This window comes from Blastococcus sp. VKM Ac-2987, from assembly GCF_026967805.1.
GTDB lineage: Bacteria > Actinomycetota > Actinomycetes > Mycobacteriales > Geodermatophilaceae > Blastococcus.
On sequence record NZ_JAPVBG010000003.1, the window covers coordinates 175,582 to 190,377 of the forward strand.

The following is a 14,796-nucleotide window of genomic DNA, read 5'->3' on the forward strand; positions in this document are numbered from 1 at the left end:
GTGACCGGGCGCTACCGCCTCGGCGTGATGCCCGGTGACGGCATCGGGCCCGAGATCGTCCCCGCCGCCGTGCGCGTCGTCGACGCCGCACTGGCCGCCGCCGGCGCGCAGCCCGTCGACTGGCACGAGCTGCCGCTCGGCGCCTCGGCGATCGACGCGCACGGCAGCGCCGTGCCGGCCGCGACGCTGGCGGCGCTGGCCGCGCTGGACGGCTGGTTGCTCGGGCCGCACGACAGCGCCGCCTACCCCGAGCCGTACCGGTCGCAGCTGAACCCCAGCGGGGCCATCCGCAAGCGCTTCGACCTGTACGCCAACATCCGGCCCGCGCGCGGCTTCGCGGGCGGCACGGCGATCGCGCCGGACACCGACCTCGTCGTCGTCCGGGAGAACACCGAAGGCTTCTACGCCGACCGCAACACCCACGCCGGCACGGGAGAGTTCATGCCGACGGCGGACGTGGCCATCTGCCACGGGGTCTTCACCCGGACCGCGATCGAGCGGATCGCCCGGACGGCGTTCGAGCTGGCCCGGCGCCGGCGCAACCGGCTCACGATCGTGCACAAGGCCAACGTCCTGCAGCTCACGTCCGGGCTGTTCAAGCGGGTCTGCCTCGAGGTGGCCGAGGGGTACCCCGACGTCGCGGTGGACGACATCCACATCGACGCGATGACCGTGCACCTGCTGCGCCGCGCTTCGTCCTTCGACGTCGTGGTCGCCGAGAACATGTTCGGCGACATCCTGTCCGACCTGGCGGGGGAGCTGGCCGGCTCGCTGGGCACCGCGCCGTCGATCAACGCCTCGGACGAGCGCTGCATGGCGCAGGCCTCGCACGGGTCCGCGCCGGACATCGCCGGAACGGGCCTGGCCAACCCGGTCGCGATGATGCTGTCCGCGGGGATGCTGCTGGACTGGCTGGGCACCCGGCACGGCGACCGGCGGGCGGCCGACGCGGCGGTCCGGGTGGAGGACGGCGTCCGCGCGGCCGTGCGCGGGGGAGTGTCGACCCGCGATCTCGGCGGCACCGCCTCGACCGACGAGTTCACCGTCGCGGTGGTGGAGCGCATCGCCGGGGCCTAGGTGCCCCGGCCGCCGTCCACGGCCAGCCGCCGGGCGGCGACCCCGACGACGGCCAGCGCGGCGGCGGTGGCCCCCAGGACCCCGGCCGCGCCGACCCCCGCGGCCACCAGCCCGACCGCGCTGGGGATGAGCACCTGGCCCAGCCGGTTCCCGGTGAGCCGCAGGGACATCGCCCGACCGCGCAGACCTGCGGGGGCGACCTCGGCCAGCCACGACATGGTGAGCGGCTGACCGACCCCCAGGCCCAGGCCGAGCAGGACGACCACCGCCGCCATGGCGGCCGGCGGCAGCGGGGCCGCCACGACCGCCATCGAGACGGCGGACAGCGCCACGCTCCCGACCATCAGCCGGCGCCGGCCCACCCGGGCCACCAGCCGCCCGAGGAACAGCCGCGAGGCCATGGACGCGACCGCACGGAGGGTCAGCAGCAGGCCGATGAACCCGGCGGCCAGCCCGCGGTCGGCCCCGAGGGCCGGCAGGTAGACGAGGGTGATGTCGACGGCGGCCAGCACGACGCAGCTGACCAGCAGGGCCCGCAGCAGCCCGGGCAGCCGCAGCAGCGTCCCCATGCCCCCGGTTCCCGCGGTGCTCCCGGCCTGCTCGCGGACGGGCATCCGGAGGAACGCCGTGCACGCCAGGAGCACGACGCCGAGCGCCGTCGCGGTGCGGAAGATCGGCGTGGTGTCCGGCAGCGCCCCCTCGCCGCCGATCAGCGTGATCAGCGCGGGTCCGACGGCCTGCCCCAGCGACGCCGCGAACGTGTAGTAGCCGAACGCGCTGTCGAACCGGCCCGGGCCGGCGGTGTTGGCGACGGCGGCCTGCTGGCCGACGACCGAGAGCAGGTGCCCCGTGCCCAGGACCACGCTGCCCAGGACCAGGCCGGCCGCGCCACCCCGCTCCGTCGCGAAGACGGCACCGGAGAACACCATGAGGACAGCGCCCACGAGCATCACGCGGCGCTCGCCGAAGCGGTCGGTGGCCTGGCCGGACGGCACCGCCAGCAGCAGCGGGACGACGGCGAAGGATGCGGTGAGCGCGCCCAGCCAGGCAGCCGGCACGTCCAGCTCGAGGGCCCGGTAGGCCGACGTCGGCCGCAGGACGAAGGTGATGACCTGGGTCAGCGCCGAGTGCAGCAGCAGGACGGCGAGCAGCCTGCGTCCCGGCGCGGTCACCGGGGCCGGCCCGGATCGCCCAGGCGGTCGAGCGACCGGGCGATCGAGCTGGACTCGACGTGCCGGCGCATCAGCTCCTCGGCGGCCTCGGCGTCGCCGTCCCGCACGGCCTCGTACAGCAGCCGGTGCTCGGTGGCCCGGGCGTCGCGCTCCGCGTCGGTGCGGCCGGCCTCCAGCCCGTGCCGCCGGTAGCGGTCGGTCTTCATCCAGATGCCGTCCAGCGTCTGCACGAGCAGGGCGTTGTGCGAGGCGCGGTGGATGGCGGCGTGGAAGCGGTGGTGGCTCTCCAGGCCGGCGACCGACGGCGAGCTGGTCAGCGTCTGGAGGCCGTCGAGGGCGGCGGCGACCTCGCTGAGGTCGTCGGCGGTGCGGCGGTGCGCGGCGAGCGAGGCGGCCAGCGGGTCGAGGGTCTGGCGCAGCTCCAGCAGGTCGCGGGCCTCGTCGGCGTCGAGCGGGTGCACCCGGGCGTCCCGGTGCGCGTCGAGCTCGACCAGGCCCTCCTGCTTCAGCCGCCGGAGCGCCTCGCGCAGCGGGGTGGTGCTCATCCCGATGGCCCGGGCCAGCGCGGCCTGCGGCAGGACCTCGCCCGGCTTCAGCTCCCCGGCGAGGATCAGCTCGCGGACCCGGGTGTAGGCGAGGTCGCTCTTCGTCGCGTACACCGCGTCGCTCATCTGCCCCCCCTGTCTGCTTATAGGCTATAACGAAGCGGCGGAGCTTCCACGCCGCCGACCCGAGAGCGAGTGACAGATGACCCCCAGCGACGCGCCAGCCGGCCCCGCCACGACCGACATCTCCGATGCGCACCCGGAGGCGCAGGTCTGCGACCCGGTCTTCCAGATCTTCGGCGGCGTCGTCGCCTTCAGCGGTCCCGTCACCACGGTGAAGGTCTTCGAGGACAACACGCTGGTGAAGCAGGCGGTCGAGGGCCCGGGCGAGGGGCGGGTGCTGGTGGTCGACGGCGGCGGCTCGACCCGGTGCGGGCTGGTCGGCGGCAACCTCGCGGTCTCCGCGGCGTCCAACGGCTGGGCCGGCATCGTCGTCCACGGCTGCATCCGCGACGCCGACGAGCTGGCCGGGCAGCACCTCGGCGTGCGGGCGCTCGCCGCGATGCCGCGCAAGAGCCAGCGGGGTCTGCACTCCGGTCAGGCCGGCATCCCGGTCACCTTCGCCGGGGTGGTCTTCCGCGAGGGGGCGTGGCTCTGCGCCGACCGCGACGGGATCGTCGTGCTGCCCGAGGCGCCCGCCGCGGGCTGACCGCGGCCGGGTCAGCGGCGGCGCAGGACCCCGGCCAGCCGGTGCTTCCGGCCCGCGGTGAGCTCGGCGGCGGTCGCCGGCGCCGGCTCCTCCGGGTCCGGGGCTGCCGCCGCCCGCTCGTGCAGGCGGGCGCGGACGTCCTCGGGGGTGTAGGCGCGGCGCTGCCGCTCGTCGCGGGCGAGCACCACACCGCCGGCGGCGACTCCCGCGAGGCCGGCCAGTCCGAGCAGCTTCCAGAGGCGCACCTCCGTAACGTAGCCGCCCGTGCCCGCTCTCTCCCTGGACGCCGCGGTCGACCTGACGCGCACCGGTGACGTCTGGGTCTTCCGCGGCCCCTCGCTCGCCGACCGCGCGATCCGTGCGCTGACCAACGCGCCGGTGAACCACGTCGGCATGGCCGTCGTCCTGGAGGACCTGCCGCCGCTGCTGTGGCACGCCGAGCTCGGGCGGTCGCTGCCCGACGCCTGGAGCGGCACCCACCAGCGGGGCGTCCAGCTGCACGACCTGCGCGACGCCGTCCTGACCTGGCGGGGCCGGTACGGCCAGCGGGCGTGGCTGCGCCAGCTGGTCGGGCCGGCGGAGGACGGCGGGGTGACCCCGGCCATGGAGGACGCCGTGCTGCGCACCGTCGCCCGGCTGGACGGGCGGCCGTTCCCGACCACCCGCGGGCTCGTGCGCGGCTGGGTCAACGGCCGGCTGCGGCGGCGGACAGCGGCGGAGACCGTCTTCTGCGCCGAGCTGGTCGCGGCCACCTACACGGCCATGGGGCTGCTGCCCGACGACCGCCCGCTCACCGCCTACGACCCGGGGAGCTTCTGGTCCGGCGACGACCTCGAGCTGCTGCAGGACTGCCGCCTCGGGCCGGAGATCCCGGTCGACGTCCCGGCCGGCTGACCGGGACCGGTCACCGCTCCCGGCGCACCCGGTAGGTGCTCTGCACCATGCCGCCGGCGAAGGAGCGGGTGGCCACGTGCTCCAGCGGGATGTCGGCCGGCAGCTCGCCGAACGGCGTGTGCCCGGTCCCGATCAGCACCGGCACCCGGGAGAGCGTGAGGTCGGCGACCAGGCCGGCGCGGACGAAGGCGTGCCCGGTGCGCCCGCCGTCGACGTGGACCCGGCGGTACCCGGCCTCGTCCAGCGCGCGCACCGCCTCCTCGAAGGACCGGTGCACGGTGGCCCCTCCCGGAGCTGTTCCCCGGAGAGTCCGGCTCTGCCCAGCCCGGCTGGGCAGAGCCGGACTGTCGCAGCACACCCTCAGGCGGCGGCGCGGGCCGCTGCTCCGCCCAGCTGCAGCACGGTGTCGCCGGGCTGCTCCAGCTCGTCGTGCGTGACGCAGACGACCACCCGGCCGGCCAGCGCCGCGCGCAGGTCGCGCACCAGGGCCGCGGCGGTCGGGGCGTCGAGGTGGGCGGTCGGCTCGTCGAGCAGGACGACGTCCCGGTCGGCCAGCAGGGCGCGGGCGGCGGCCAGCCGGCGCCGCTCGCCGCCGGACAGGGCCGTGCCACCGGCGCCGACCGGGGTGTCCAGCCCGGCGGGCAGCGTGCCGAGCAGGCCGGTCAACCCGGTCGCGGCGAGGGCCGCGCGCATGCGCGCCTCCCCGGCCGGGCCGGCCAGCTCGCCCCGCGGGGCGGCCATCGCCAGGTTGGCCCGGATGGACGAGGCGAACACGTGCGCCTCCTGCGGCAACCAGGCCATCCGGGCCCGCAGGTCGGCGCCGGCGATGCGGTCGGTGGGGACGCCGTCGACCGCGTAGCTGCCGCCGCGGGGCCGCAGCGCGGCCATGAGCACCGCCAGGAAGGTGGACTTGCCCGTGCCCGACGGCCCGCGCACGACCAGCCAGCCCTCGCCCGCCCCGGCCCGCGCGTCCACCCCGCGCAGCACGTCGGGCCCGCCCGGCCAGCCGGCGACCAGCCCCTCGGTGCGCAGCGCGGAGATGCCGGCCGGTGCGGGCAGCGGCGCGGCCGGGTCGGCGGCGACCGGGGCGGTGAGCACGGCGTCGAGGCGGGCCTGCGCGTCGGCGAGCGCGCCTCGGCGCTGCAGCGCGCCGACGAGGCCGGCCAGGGGATCGACCAGCGCGAGCGGCGCCAGGGCCAGCGCCGCCAGCGCCGGTCCGCGCACCCCGCCGCCCGCGGCCACGGCCGTGCCCAGGACGGCCGCCAGGCCGGTGCCCAGGGCCACCAGCCCGGTGCCCACCGCCGCGGCCCGCAGGCCGGTGGTGGCGGTGCGACCCTCGCGGGCCCCCAGGGCGGCGAGGTCGGCGGCGGTCCGGCCCGCGAGGCCGTGCGCGCGCAGGTCGGCGGCGCCGTCCAGCGCGGCCGCCGTCTCGCGCAGCGCCGCGACCCGCAGCGTCCCGGCGGTCCGGGCGGCGCCCGCGTCTAGGGAGCGGTGCGCGAGCAGGACCAGGCCGGCCGTGACGGCCAGGGTCGCGGCGATCGCGCCCGCGGCGAGGAGGTCGATGAACGCGAAGGCGGCCACGGTGGCGGTGGGGGCCGCGACCGCCACCAGCACCGGGGGCCGCACCCGGACGGTGAGGTCTTGGACGAGGCCGATGTCGCCGACGACGCGGGCCAGCGCGGCGCCCGGGGTCCGGTCGGCGGCCAGACCCTGCGCGGCCAGCGCCCGCCACACCCGCACCCGGGTGCGTGCAGCCAGCCGGAGCGCGGCGTCGTGCGCGGTCATGCGCTCCAGCCACCGGAGCACGGCCCGGGCGACGCCGAAACCGCGCACCCCCGCGGTGGCGACCAGCAGGGTGAGGACCGGCGGGGCCTCGGCCGCCCGGACGATGAGCCAGCCCGACACCGCGGTCAGCGCGATGCCGGCGCCGGCGGAGAGCGTGCCGGCCAGCACGGCGCGCCGCATCGCTCCCGCGACCGGCGCCGTCCCGGCGTCCCGGACGTCGGGGTGCGCCGTCGCGGGGGAGCTCGGGGGCGGCGGGGGGCTCCCGGCGGCGGGGGTCCCGTGCCGGGTGGGGTCGGGTGCGGGGAGGGTCACGGTGCGGTCGGCCAGCGCGGCCAGCCGCGGATCGTGCGTGACCAGCAGCGTGGTGACCGTGCCGCGCAGCCCGGCCAGGACGTCCGCGACGAGCGCCCCGGCCTCCTCGTCGAGGTGCGCGGTCGGCTCGTCGAGCAGCAGCAGCCGGGCCCCGCGGCGGATCCGCACCAGCGCGCGGGCGAGCGCGACCCGCTGGAGCTCACCGGGGGAGAGGTCCTCCGGGGCCCGGTCGGCCAGCGCGCCGGCCCCGACGCGGGCCAGCGACCCGGCCACGATCCCCGCGACGTCGACGTCGGTCCCGGCGCCCGGGCCGGCGTGCCGGCGCAGCTCGTCGGTGACCGTCCGACCGGTCGTCCGCGGGAACTGCGGCACGACGGCGACCGCGCCGGCGGGGACGCCGGCGATCGTGCCGGTCGCGACCGCACCGGGCGCGAGCCCCCCGGCGAGCGCCGCCAGCACGGTGGACTTCCCCGATCCGCTGGGACCGGCGAGCGCGACCAGGTCGCCCGGGCGCAGCGCCAGGTCGGTGGGGGGCAGGGCGGGCACCGCGCGACCGGGGTGGCGCACGGACAGCCCCTGCACGACCACGTCGGCGCCGCGGGGGTCGGCGTCCGCACCGGCCCCGGCGGGCACCACCGGGACCGGCGCGGCGAGCACCGCGCGGGACTCGGCCGCCGCCAGCGCGGCGTCCTCGGCGGCGTGGTGCGCGCTGCCCAGGGCCCGCAGCGGCGCGAAGGCCTCCGGCGCGAGCAGCAGCGCGGTGAGCCCCAGGCCCAGCGCCAGGTCGCCGTGCAGCAGCCGGAGGCCGACGGTGACCGCCACGAGGGCGACCGACAGGGTGGCGATCAGCTCGAGGACCAGCGCCGAGAGGAACGCGACCCGCAGGGTGACCAGCGTGCGCTCGCGGTGGGTCTCGCCGAGCTCGGCGAGGGCGGCGGCCTGCTCGGCGGCGCGGCCCAGGCCCACCAGCACCGGCAGCCCCCGCACCAGCTCCGCGACGTGCGCGGCGATCCGGTCGAGCGCCCGGGCCGAGTCGACGGTCGCGTCCCGGGTGTAGCTGCCCACCAGCACCATGAAGACCGGCACCAGGGGCAGCGTGACCGCGACCAGGACGGCCGACAGCAGGTCCGTCGCGGCCAGCGCCACCAGCAGCGCCGGGGGCACCACCAGCGTCTGCGCCAGCGCCGGCAGGTAGCCGGCCAGCGCCGGTCCGAGGTCGTGCAGCCGGGTGGTGGCCAGCACCGCCGCCGGGCCGGTGCCGCCGGCCGCGGCCACGGCCGCAGGCGAGGCGGCGAACCGGTCCAGCAGCCGGCGGCGCAGCTCGTCCTCGGCGCGGCGGGCGTCGCGGGCCGCCACCGCCTCGCCGACGGTGCCGGCGGCGGCCCGCACCGCGGCGCCGACCGCCGCGAGCACCAGCGGTGCGGTCACCGCGCCCTCGGCGAAGCCGGTGGCCCGCGCCACCGCGTGCGCCAGGCCCCCGGCGAGCAGGACCAGGCCGGCGGTCTGCACCAGCGCGGCCAGCGCCGACCGGACCAGCGCCCCGTGCAGTCCGGGGACGCCGGCCAGCGCCCCGAGGGGTCCCCGCGCGCGGGCCGGGGCCCCTGCCGCGGGACCGCTCACGCCGGGACCTCCCCGGGAGCCGGGGCCCGCCCCGCCCCGGGGGCGTGCTCGTGCTGCGGCTCGGCGGTCAGCCGCTGGCGGAACACCCAGTAGGTCCACGCCTGGTAGGCCAGCACGATCGGCAGCCCGACGCCGGCCGCCCAGGTCATGACCGTCAGCGTGTAGTCGCTGACCGATGCGTCGGCGATGGTCACGTCGAAGGCGGGGTCGATCGTCGAGGGCACGACGACGGGGTAGGCGGCCCCGAAGATCGTCGCGGCCGAGCTGACCAGCAGCACCGCCCAGCCGGCGAAGGCCTGCCCCTCGCGGTCGACCCGGATCCGCGCCCAGGTGACCAGGACGGCCAGCGCGGCGACGACCCACAGCGCGCCGGTGAGCGGCGTCCCGGCGCGCAGGTGCACCCAGCCGGCCCAGGCCAGCAGCGGCAGCGCGGCCACGGGGGACCAGCGCAGGGCGAGGGCCCGGGCGCGCAGCCGGACGTCGCCGTCGGTCTTCAGCGCCAGGAACAGCGCGCCGTGCACCACCGAGAAGGCGAGCACCGCGACCGCGCCGAGCAGCGCCGCCCAGCCCACGCCGGCGAAGCTGCCACCCACCCGGATGCCGTCGCCGTCGATCGGCAGGCCCAGCGTGGTCGTGCCGAGCGCCGCACCCACGCCGAGGGCGGCGATCAGCGAGCCCACCGTGATCACGTGCGTCCAGGTGCCGTCCCAGCGCGGGTCGTGCGACTGGTGCCGCCACTCGAAGGCGACCGCGCGGATGATCAGGCCGAAGAGGACGAACACGAACGGCAGGTACAGCGCGGGCAGCCAGGTGGCGTACCAGCCGGGGAAGGCGGCGAACACCGCACCGGCGGCGGTGATCAGCCACACCTCGTTGCCGTCCCACAGGGGGCCGATGCTGCGCAGCATCAGGTGCCGGTCGGCGGTCCTGCGGCCCAGCACCGGCAGGAGGGCGGCGACGCCGAAGTCGAAGCCCTCCAGGAGCAGGAAGCCGATCCACAGCACGGCGACGGCGGCGAACCACAGGGTCTGCAGGTCCATGACGGAATTCCTCGGGTCTACGGGTGGGGGTGGTCGTCAGTAGGCGAACTGGAGGACGTCGTCGTCGGCGCGGCGGCCACGGCCGGCGCCACCGGCGTCGCCGACCGGCCCCTCGCGGCGGTCGTCGTCCCCGCCGGTGCCGATCGGCGGCGTGGTGCTGGTGTCGCCGGCGGTGATCCCGGACCGGATGAACCTGGTGATCAGCCCGAGCTCGATGACCGCCAGCACGCCGTAGACGAGGGTCAGCGCGCCCAGCGACGTCCAGACCTCGGCGGCGGAGACGCCGGGGGAGACGGCCTGGGCGGTGAAGAACCAGATCTGCTCGTCGACCGGCACGTCGGGGTTGGGGACGACGACGAAGGGCTGGCGGCCCATCTCGGTGAAGATCCACCCCGAGGCGTTGGCCACGAAGGGCGCGCCCACTGCCGCCAGCGAGCCGTACACGCCGATCCGCGAGGTCGGCACCCGGCCGCGCCGCGTCGACCACAGCGCGTAGGCCGCGACCCCGGCCGAGACAGCGCCCATGCCGATCATCAGCCGGAAGCTCCAGTAGGTGACCGCGAGCACCGGCTGGTAGTCGACCGGCTCGCCGGCCAGGTCGCCGAAGCGCGACGGGTCGTCGGGGTAGGTCGCGCCGTAGACCTCGGAGTAGCGCTCCTGGAGCTCGTTGACGCCGGGCACCTCGCTGGTGAAGTCGCCGTGCGCGAGGAAGGAGAGCAGCCCGGGCACGGTGATCGAGTGGACGTCGTCGCACTCGTTGGAGCCGAGCTTGTTCCAGGCGAAGATCGAGAACGACGCCGGCGCCTCGGTGTCGCAGAGCGCCTCGGCCGAGCTCATCTTCAGCGGCTGCTGGTGGTACATCAGCTTGGCCTGCCAGTCGCCGGTGGCCGCGACCAGCACGAAGGCCGCGAGCGACACCCAGCCACCGATCCGGACCGAGCGGCGCCACACCCCGTGGTCGATCTCGTCGGCCGGCTTCCCGGCCAGCTTCCGCCGGCGCAGGTGGTAGAGCCCGACGCCGACCAGCAGGGCGCCGGCGACCATGAGCGCGGCGACGATGGTGTGGGTGAACGCGGCCAGCGCAGTGTTGTTGGTCAGCACGGCGACGAAGTCGACCTGCACCGGCCGGCCGGTCGCGTCGTCGGCGACGACCCCGACCGGGTGCTGCATCCAGGAGTTGGCCGCGATGATGAAGTACGCGCTCACGACCGAGCCGATGACGGCCGCCCACAGGGTGGCCAGGTGCAACTTCTTCGGGATCCGCCCCCAGCCGAAGATCCACAGGCCGAGGAAGGTGGACTCGAGGAAGAAGGCCAGCAGCGCCTCGAGGGCCAGCAGCGAGCCGAAGACGTCGCCCACGAAGCGGGAGTACTCGCTCCAGGCCAGCCCGAACTGGAACTCCTGGACCAGCCCGGTGGCGACGCCGAGGACGAAGTTGATCAGGAAGATCTTGCCCCAGAAGCGGGTCATCCGAAGCCACTCGGGGTTGTCGGTGCGCACCCACATGGTGTGCATGACCACCAGCAGGATCCCCAGGCCGATCGTCAGCGGGACCATCATGAAGTGGTAGACGGTGGTGATCCCGAACTGCCAGCGTGCGATGTCCAGGACGTCCACGGCCCGGGTCCCTTCTGCGGTCTACTATCGACGACGTCCTTTCTACGCCTCGTAGAAGACCTTTTCTACGACACGTAGAAGAGTCGCGTGTGATCTGCCGGACAGGGGGAGCGATGGCCTCGCTGGGGGAGCTGGAGCGTGCCGTCATGGAGCGGCTGTGGGCCGCGGACGGCCCGGTGGCGGCGACCCTGCTGCGCGACGGGCTGGCCGACCGGGCGCTCGCGCTGACCACCGTGCACACGGTGCTGAGCAGGCTGGAGCAGAAGGGGTTCGTCGTCCACGACGAGGCCCGCCCGCGCCGCTTCTCGGCGCGGACCAGCCGCGAGGAGCACGCCGCCGAGGTGATGCGCGAGGTGCTGGGGCAGGCCGCCGACCGGCAGGCCGTGCTGGCCCGCTTCGTCGGCGCGGTCGACGCCGACGAGGCCCGGATGCTGCGCGACCTGCTGGCCGCCGCCGGCACCGACGACGCTCCGCAGGGCTGACCCGGGTCCCGACCGGTGCTGCCCACCACCGCCGCGCTCCTCGCCGTCCTCGCCGCGCTGCTGGCCTGGCCGGTGCCGGCGCTGCTCGCCCGCGCCCGCTGGCCGGGGCGCGACCCGCTGGTGGCGCTGCTGTGCTGGCAGGCGATCGGCCTGGCCGGCGGGCTGTCCATCATCGGTGCCCTGCTGGTGCACGGCCTGGCGCCGTGGGGGCACTCACTGCCCGAGGCGGCGTGGTCGGTGCTCACCGCGCACTCGGCGACCGAACCGGTGCGCGGTGACCACTGGGTCGCCCTGACCCTCGCGGCGGTGCTGGCGTCCGAGCTGGTCGGCGTCCTGGTGCTGTCCTGGGTCCGGATCACCCGCACCAGGCGCCGGCACCGGGAGCTGCTGGAGCTGGTCGTGCAGCCGGCGCCGCAGCCCGACACCCGGCTGCTCGAGCACCCGGCCCCGGTCGCCTTCTGCATCCCCGGGGCCCGGCCGCTGCTGGTGCTCTCGTCGGGGATGGTCGCCGAGCTGGACGAGGAGCAGCTCGCCGCCGTCGTCGCGCACGAGCGGGCGCACCTGGGGGAGCGCCACCACCTGCTGCTGCTGCCGTTCGTGGCCTGGAAGGCCGCGCTGCCGGTGCTGCCGGCGGCCGAGCGCGCCCACGGCGCGGTCCGCGAGCTGGTCGAGATGCGGGCCGACGACGTCGCGCTGACCTCGCTGCACGGCGCCACCCCGCGGCGCACCCTCGCCGAGGCGATCGTCGCCGCGGCCGGTGGTCCGGGCGGGGGAGTGCCCACCGGCGCGCTGGCGGTGTCGGGTGCGGGGGTCCGGGCGCGCGTCGTGCGGCTGCTGGAACCCCCCGACCCGCTGTCGCCGGCCGCCCGCTGGGGGGCGCTGGCTGCGGCCGTCCTGCTGCTGCTCCTGCCGACGGCGCTGCTGCTGGTGCCCGCGGTGGTCTGAGCGGGCCGGCGCTCAGCGCTGCTGGTAGGCCAGCAGGTGCTCGCGCAGGTAGGTGAGGTGCTCGATCATCGCCGCCTCGCCGGCCGCGGGATCCCGGTCGGCGAGCGCGCGGACGATCCGCTGGTGCTGGCGCACGGTCGTCCGGCCCACCTCGGGGGAGAGGTCGAGGTAGTGCACCGGCTCGGTCTCCAGGTGGAGCGCGCTCACGAAGGACGCCAGCACGCGGTTGCCGGAGGCCCGGGCGATGGCCCCGTGGAACTGCTCGTCGAGCCCGGGCACCCGGGGGTCCTCGACGGAGATCGACTTCTGCAGGGCCACGATGTCCCGCAGCTCCTGCAGGTCCTCCTCGGTGCGGTGGACGGCGGCCAGGCGCACGGCCGGCACCTCGAGGTGCTGGCGGACCAGGGCCACCTCCTCGAACTCGATCGTGCCGAGGGCGAGCAGGTGGTGCACGGAGTCGACGAGCGCGCTGCGCAGCGTGGAGTGGTCGACGTTGCGGACGAAGCTGCCGCCGCCCGCTCCGGGGGTCTTGGTGATCAGGCCCTGCGTGGACAGCGACCGCAGGGCCTCCCGCACGGTGCTGCGGCTGACCGCGAACTGCCGGGCGAGCTCCACCTCGCCGGGCAGCCGGTCGCCCGGGCGCAGCGAACCGGAGAGGATGGCCGCCTTGATCTGGTCCTCGACCTGCTCGCGGGGCCGCAGCACCTTCTTGCCGATGCTGCCGGCCACCGAGACGGATCCCGCCACTGCGTCCCCCCGTCTGCCCGGGCCTGCCCCGTTCCGGGCGCCCGGCGCGGGAGAGGTGTGCGTCTCGAAGTTGTTGATCATACGTCCGCGCGCGGGCGGCCCCGGGTCGCGAGACCCGGGACCGCCCTCCTGCGCGGGCGCCGTCGGGACGACGGCGTCAGTGGTCGAGCGCCGGCTCCTTGTCCGCCGCGGCGAAGTCGACGTCCTTGGTCTCCGGACCCATCGCCGCCCCGAACGTGATGAAGGCGCAGCCGATCACCAGCAGCGGCAGCACCGTCCACTCGAAGGGCATCACCGCGGCGAGCCCGGACTGGTAGAAGGCGTAGAACGACGGGATGACCACCGCGAGGCTGTAGCCGAGCCCGAAGCCGGTCGCCCGCACCCCGGTCTGGAAGCGCTCGTTGATGTACACCGTCGTCAGGCCCCACACCGAGACCACGAGGACCGCGATGAGCGTGACCATGACCATGACGACGAACAGGTTCTGCGGCTTCGTCGCCAGGTAGAGGGCGTAGAGCCCGGTGCCGCCGATGCCGGCGATCCCGCCCCACACCATCAGGAACGGCCGGCGGCCGGTCCGCTGGCTGACCACCGCGGCGATCACGTAGCAGACGGCGACCACGAGGTAGGCGACGATCAGGGTCACGCTCACCTGGGTCGGGGTCAGGTTGCTCTCCGAGCTCAGCAGGCCCGGGAGGATGGCGGTCACGCAGTTCAGCGACAACCAGAAGCCGGTCATCAGGATGAAGACCTGGATGAAGTTCTTCCTGTTCTGACCGGTGAAGAGGTCCTTGACCGGCGTTCCCCCGCCGCCGCTGCCCTCGAACAGCTCCGACTCCCGGACGCTCTTCAGGTAGTAGACGACGAAGGCCAGGGCCATGGCGCCGCCGATGAAGAACGGGATGCGCCAGCCCCACTGCACGTAGGGGGAGTCGATGTCGCCCGCGGGGGCGATCTGCAGCATGACGAACGTGATCGCGGCGACCGAGACGTAGGCGAGCGGGAAGCCGGTCATGATCAGGCCACCGTTGAGACCGCGCTTCTCCTTGGGGGAGTACTCCATCGCCAGCGGGCTGGCCGCGGTGTACTCACCGCCGACGAAGATGCCGATCACGAAGCGCAGCAGCACGAAGACGACGACCGAGCCGATCCCCCAGGTCTGGTACCCCGGCAGCAGTCCGACGACGATCGTCAGGATGCCGAAGCCGGCGACCGCTATGACGGTGGCGTTCTTCCGCCCGTGCATGTCCGCGTAGCGGCCGAAGATGAGCGCCCCGAGGGGTCGGCCGACCAGCGTCGCGGCGAAGATCATGCCGGTGATGACGGCCGTGGTGGACGCGTCGAGATCGGGGGAGATGAAGTACCCGATCGCGGGCGCCAGGGCGATGATCGGCAGATAGATGTCGAACATGTCCACGTAGAACCCGTAGAAGGCGCCCCGCTGGGCGTGCTTGCGGTTCCGTTCGTGCTCGGCGGTGGCCTGCGCGGCTGTCGTCATGCCTCTTCCTCCGTCTCAGGGCCAGGTCCGCGAGCGCGGACCCTGCTGCGGGGACCGGGCGACCACCGCCGGGGGAGGGCCGGGCCGCCGTGGTGGGGGCCGGCCGAGCCGCCGGGGAGGGGTCTTCCGGGGTTCCGCTCCGCGCGCACCGTCCACCGGGTCGAGCGGCCGGGGAGCGCGTGCCGGGACGATGTCGGACATTAGCCAGCTGTGTCAAGGGTCACCGCACGAATTGCGATCCGTCCGGAACCGGGCAGGATGGACGACGACACGCCGACGGGCCCGTCACCGCTGGTGAACGGCGCTGTTCCGGCCCCGTGCGCCGCACCGGACGGCGGGTCCGGAGCTCGGTA

The 14,796-nt window shown here is 75.6% G+C and carries 14 protein-coding genes; 5 read left to right on the forward strand and 9 right to left on the reverse strand.

Annotation, left to right across the window (positions count from 1 at the left end):
• Window positions 1-1,077, forward strand: a complete 1,077-nt coding sequence (locus O2W17_RS16145) for an isocitrate/isopropylmalate dehydrogenase family protein (RefSeq protein ID WP_269193460.1) — start codon at window positions 1-3, stop codon at window positions 1,075-1,077.
• Here the strand turns inward: O2W17_RS16145 and O2W17_RS16150 are convergent.
• Window positions 1,074-2,249, reverse strand: a complete 1,176-nt coding sequence (locus tag O2W17_RS16150; protein WP_269193461.1) for an MFS transporter — start codon at window positions 2,247-2,249, stop codon at window positions 1,074-1,076. The two genes, O2W17_RS16145 and O2W17_RS16150, sit on opposite strands and share 4 nt — an antisense overlap.
• A complete protein-coding gene (locus tag O2W17_RS16155) occupies window positions 2,246-2,920 on the reverse strand; it encodes a GntR family transcriptional regulator (protein ID WP_269193462.1) in 675 nt (224 codons plus the stop codon). Before O2W17_RS16155 ends, O2W17_RS16150 begins: the two co-directional genes overlap by 4 nt.
• Before the next feature lie 76 nt (window positions 2,921-2,996).
• Between O2W17_RS16155 and rraA the strand changes: the two genes are divergently transcribed.
• Complete coding sequence (rraA, locus tag O2W17_RS16160; RefSeq protein WP_269193463.1) at window positions 2,997-3,503, forward strand: ribonuclease E activity regulator RraA; 507 nt, start codon at window positions 2,997-2,999, stop codon at window positions 3,501-3,503.
• An 11-nt stretch (window positions 3,504-3,514) separates the two neighbouring features.
• Here rraA and O2W17_RS16165 read toward each other — a convergent pair whose 3' ends face one another.
• Complete coding sequence (locus O2W17_RS16165; protein WP_269193464.1) at window positions 3,515-3,748, reverse strand: hypothetical protein; 234 nt, start codon at window positions 3,746-3,748, stop codon at window positions 3,515-3,517.
• A gap of 19 nt (window positions 3,749-3,767) precedes the next feature.
• On the opposite strand from O2W17_RS16165, the gene O2W17_RS16170 reads away from it, so the two are divergent.
• Window positions 3,768-4,397: a hypothetical protein gene (locus tag O2W17_RS16170; protein WP_269193465.1), complete on the forward strand. Its 630-nt coding sequence runs from the start codon at window positions 3,768-3,770 to the stop codon at window positions 4,395-4,397.
• A gap of 10 nt (window positions 4,398-4,407) precedes the next feature.
• Here the strand turns inward: O2W17_RS16170 and O2W17_RS16175 are convergent, their stop codons facing one another.
• From O2W17_RS16175 to O2W17_RS16190, 4 genes are all read right to left on the reverse strand, one after another.
• Complete coding sequence (locus tag O2W17_RS16175) at window positions 4,408-4,674, reverse strand: dihydrofolate reductase family protein (RefSeq protein ID WP_269193466.1); 267 nt, start codon at window positions 4,672-4,674, stop codon at window positions 4,408-4,410.
• Window positions 4,675-4,757: 83 nt separating this feature from the next.
• Window positions 4,758-8,114: a thiol reductant ABC exporter subunit CydC gene (gene cydC / locus O2W17_RS16180; RefSeq protein WP_269193467.1), complete on the reverse strand. Its 3,357-nt coding sequence runs from the start codon at window positions 8,112-8,114 to the stop codon at window positions 4,758-4,760.
• On the reverse strand, window positions 8,111-9,154 hold the full coding sequence (gene cydB, locus O2W17_RS16185) for a cytochrome d ubiquinol oxidase subunit II (RefSeq protein ID WP_269193468.1): 1,044 nt from the start codon (window positions 9,152-9,154) through the stop codon (window positions 8,111-8,113). Before cydB ends, cydC begins: the two co-directional genes overlap by 4 nt.
• Before the next feature lie 36 nt (window positions 9,155-9,190).
• Window positions 9,191-10,771, reverse strand: a complete 1,581-nt coding sequence (locus O2W17_RS16190; protein WP_269193469.1) for a cytochrome ubiquinol oxidase subunit I — start codon at window positions 10,769-10,771, stop codon at window positions 9,191-9,193.
• A 113-nt stretch (window positions 10,772-10,884) separates the two neighbouring features.
• Between O2W17_RS16190 and O2W17_RS16195 the strand changes: the two genes are divergently transcribed.
• A complete protein-coding gene (locus O2W17_RS16195) occupies window positions 10,885-11,253 on the forward strand; it encodes a BlaI/MecI/CopY family transcriptional regulator (protein WP_269193470.1) in 369 nt (122 codons plus the stop codon).
• A gap of 15 nt (window positions 11,254-11,268) precedes the next feature.
• On the forward strand, window positions 11,269-12,198 hold the full coding sequence (locus O2W17_RS16200; protein ID WP_269193471.1) for a M56 family metallopeptidase: 930 nt from the start codon (window positions 11,269-11,271) through the stop codon (window positions 12,196-12,198).
• A 12-nt stretch (window positions 12,199-12,210) separates the two neighbouring features.
• Here O2W17_RS16200 and O2W17_RS16205 read toward each other — a convergent pair whose 3' ends face one another.
• Both O2W17_RS16205 and O2W17_RS16210 read right to left on the reverse strand, forming a co-directional pair.
• A complete protein-coding gene (locus tag O2W17_RS16205) occupies window positions 12,211-12,927 on the reverse strand; it encodes a FadR/GntR family transcriptional regulator (protein ID WP_269193472.1) in 717 nt (238 codons plus the stop codon).
• Between the two features lie 175 nt (window positions 12,928-13,102).
• On the reverse strand, window positions 13,103-14,443 hold the full coding sequence (locus O2W17_RS16210) for an MFS transporter (protein WP_269193473.1): 1,341 nt from the start codon (window positions 14,441-14,443) through the stop codon (window positions 13,103-13,105).
• Window positions 14,444-14,796 lie beyond the last annotated feature (353 nt).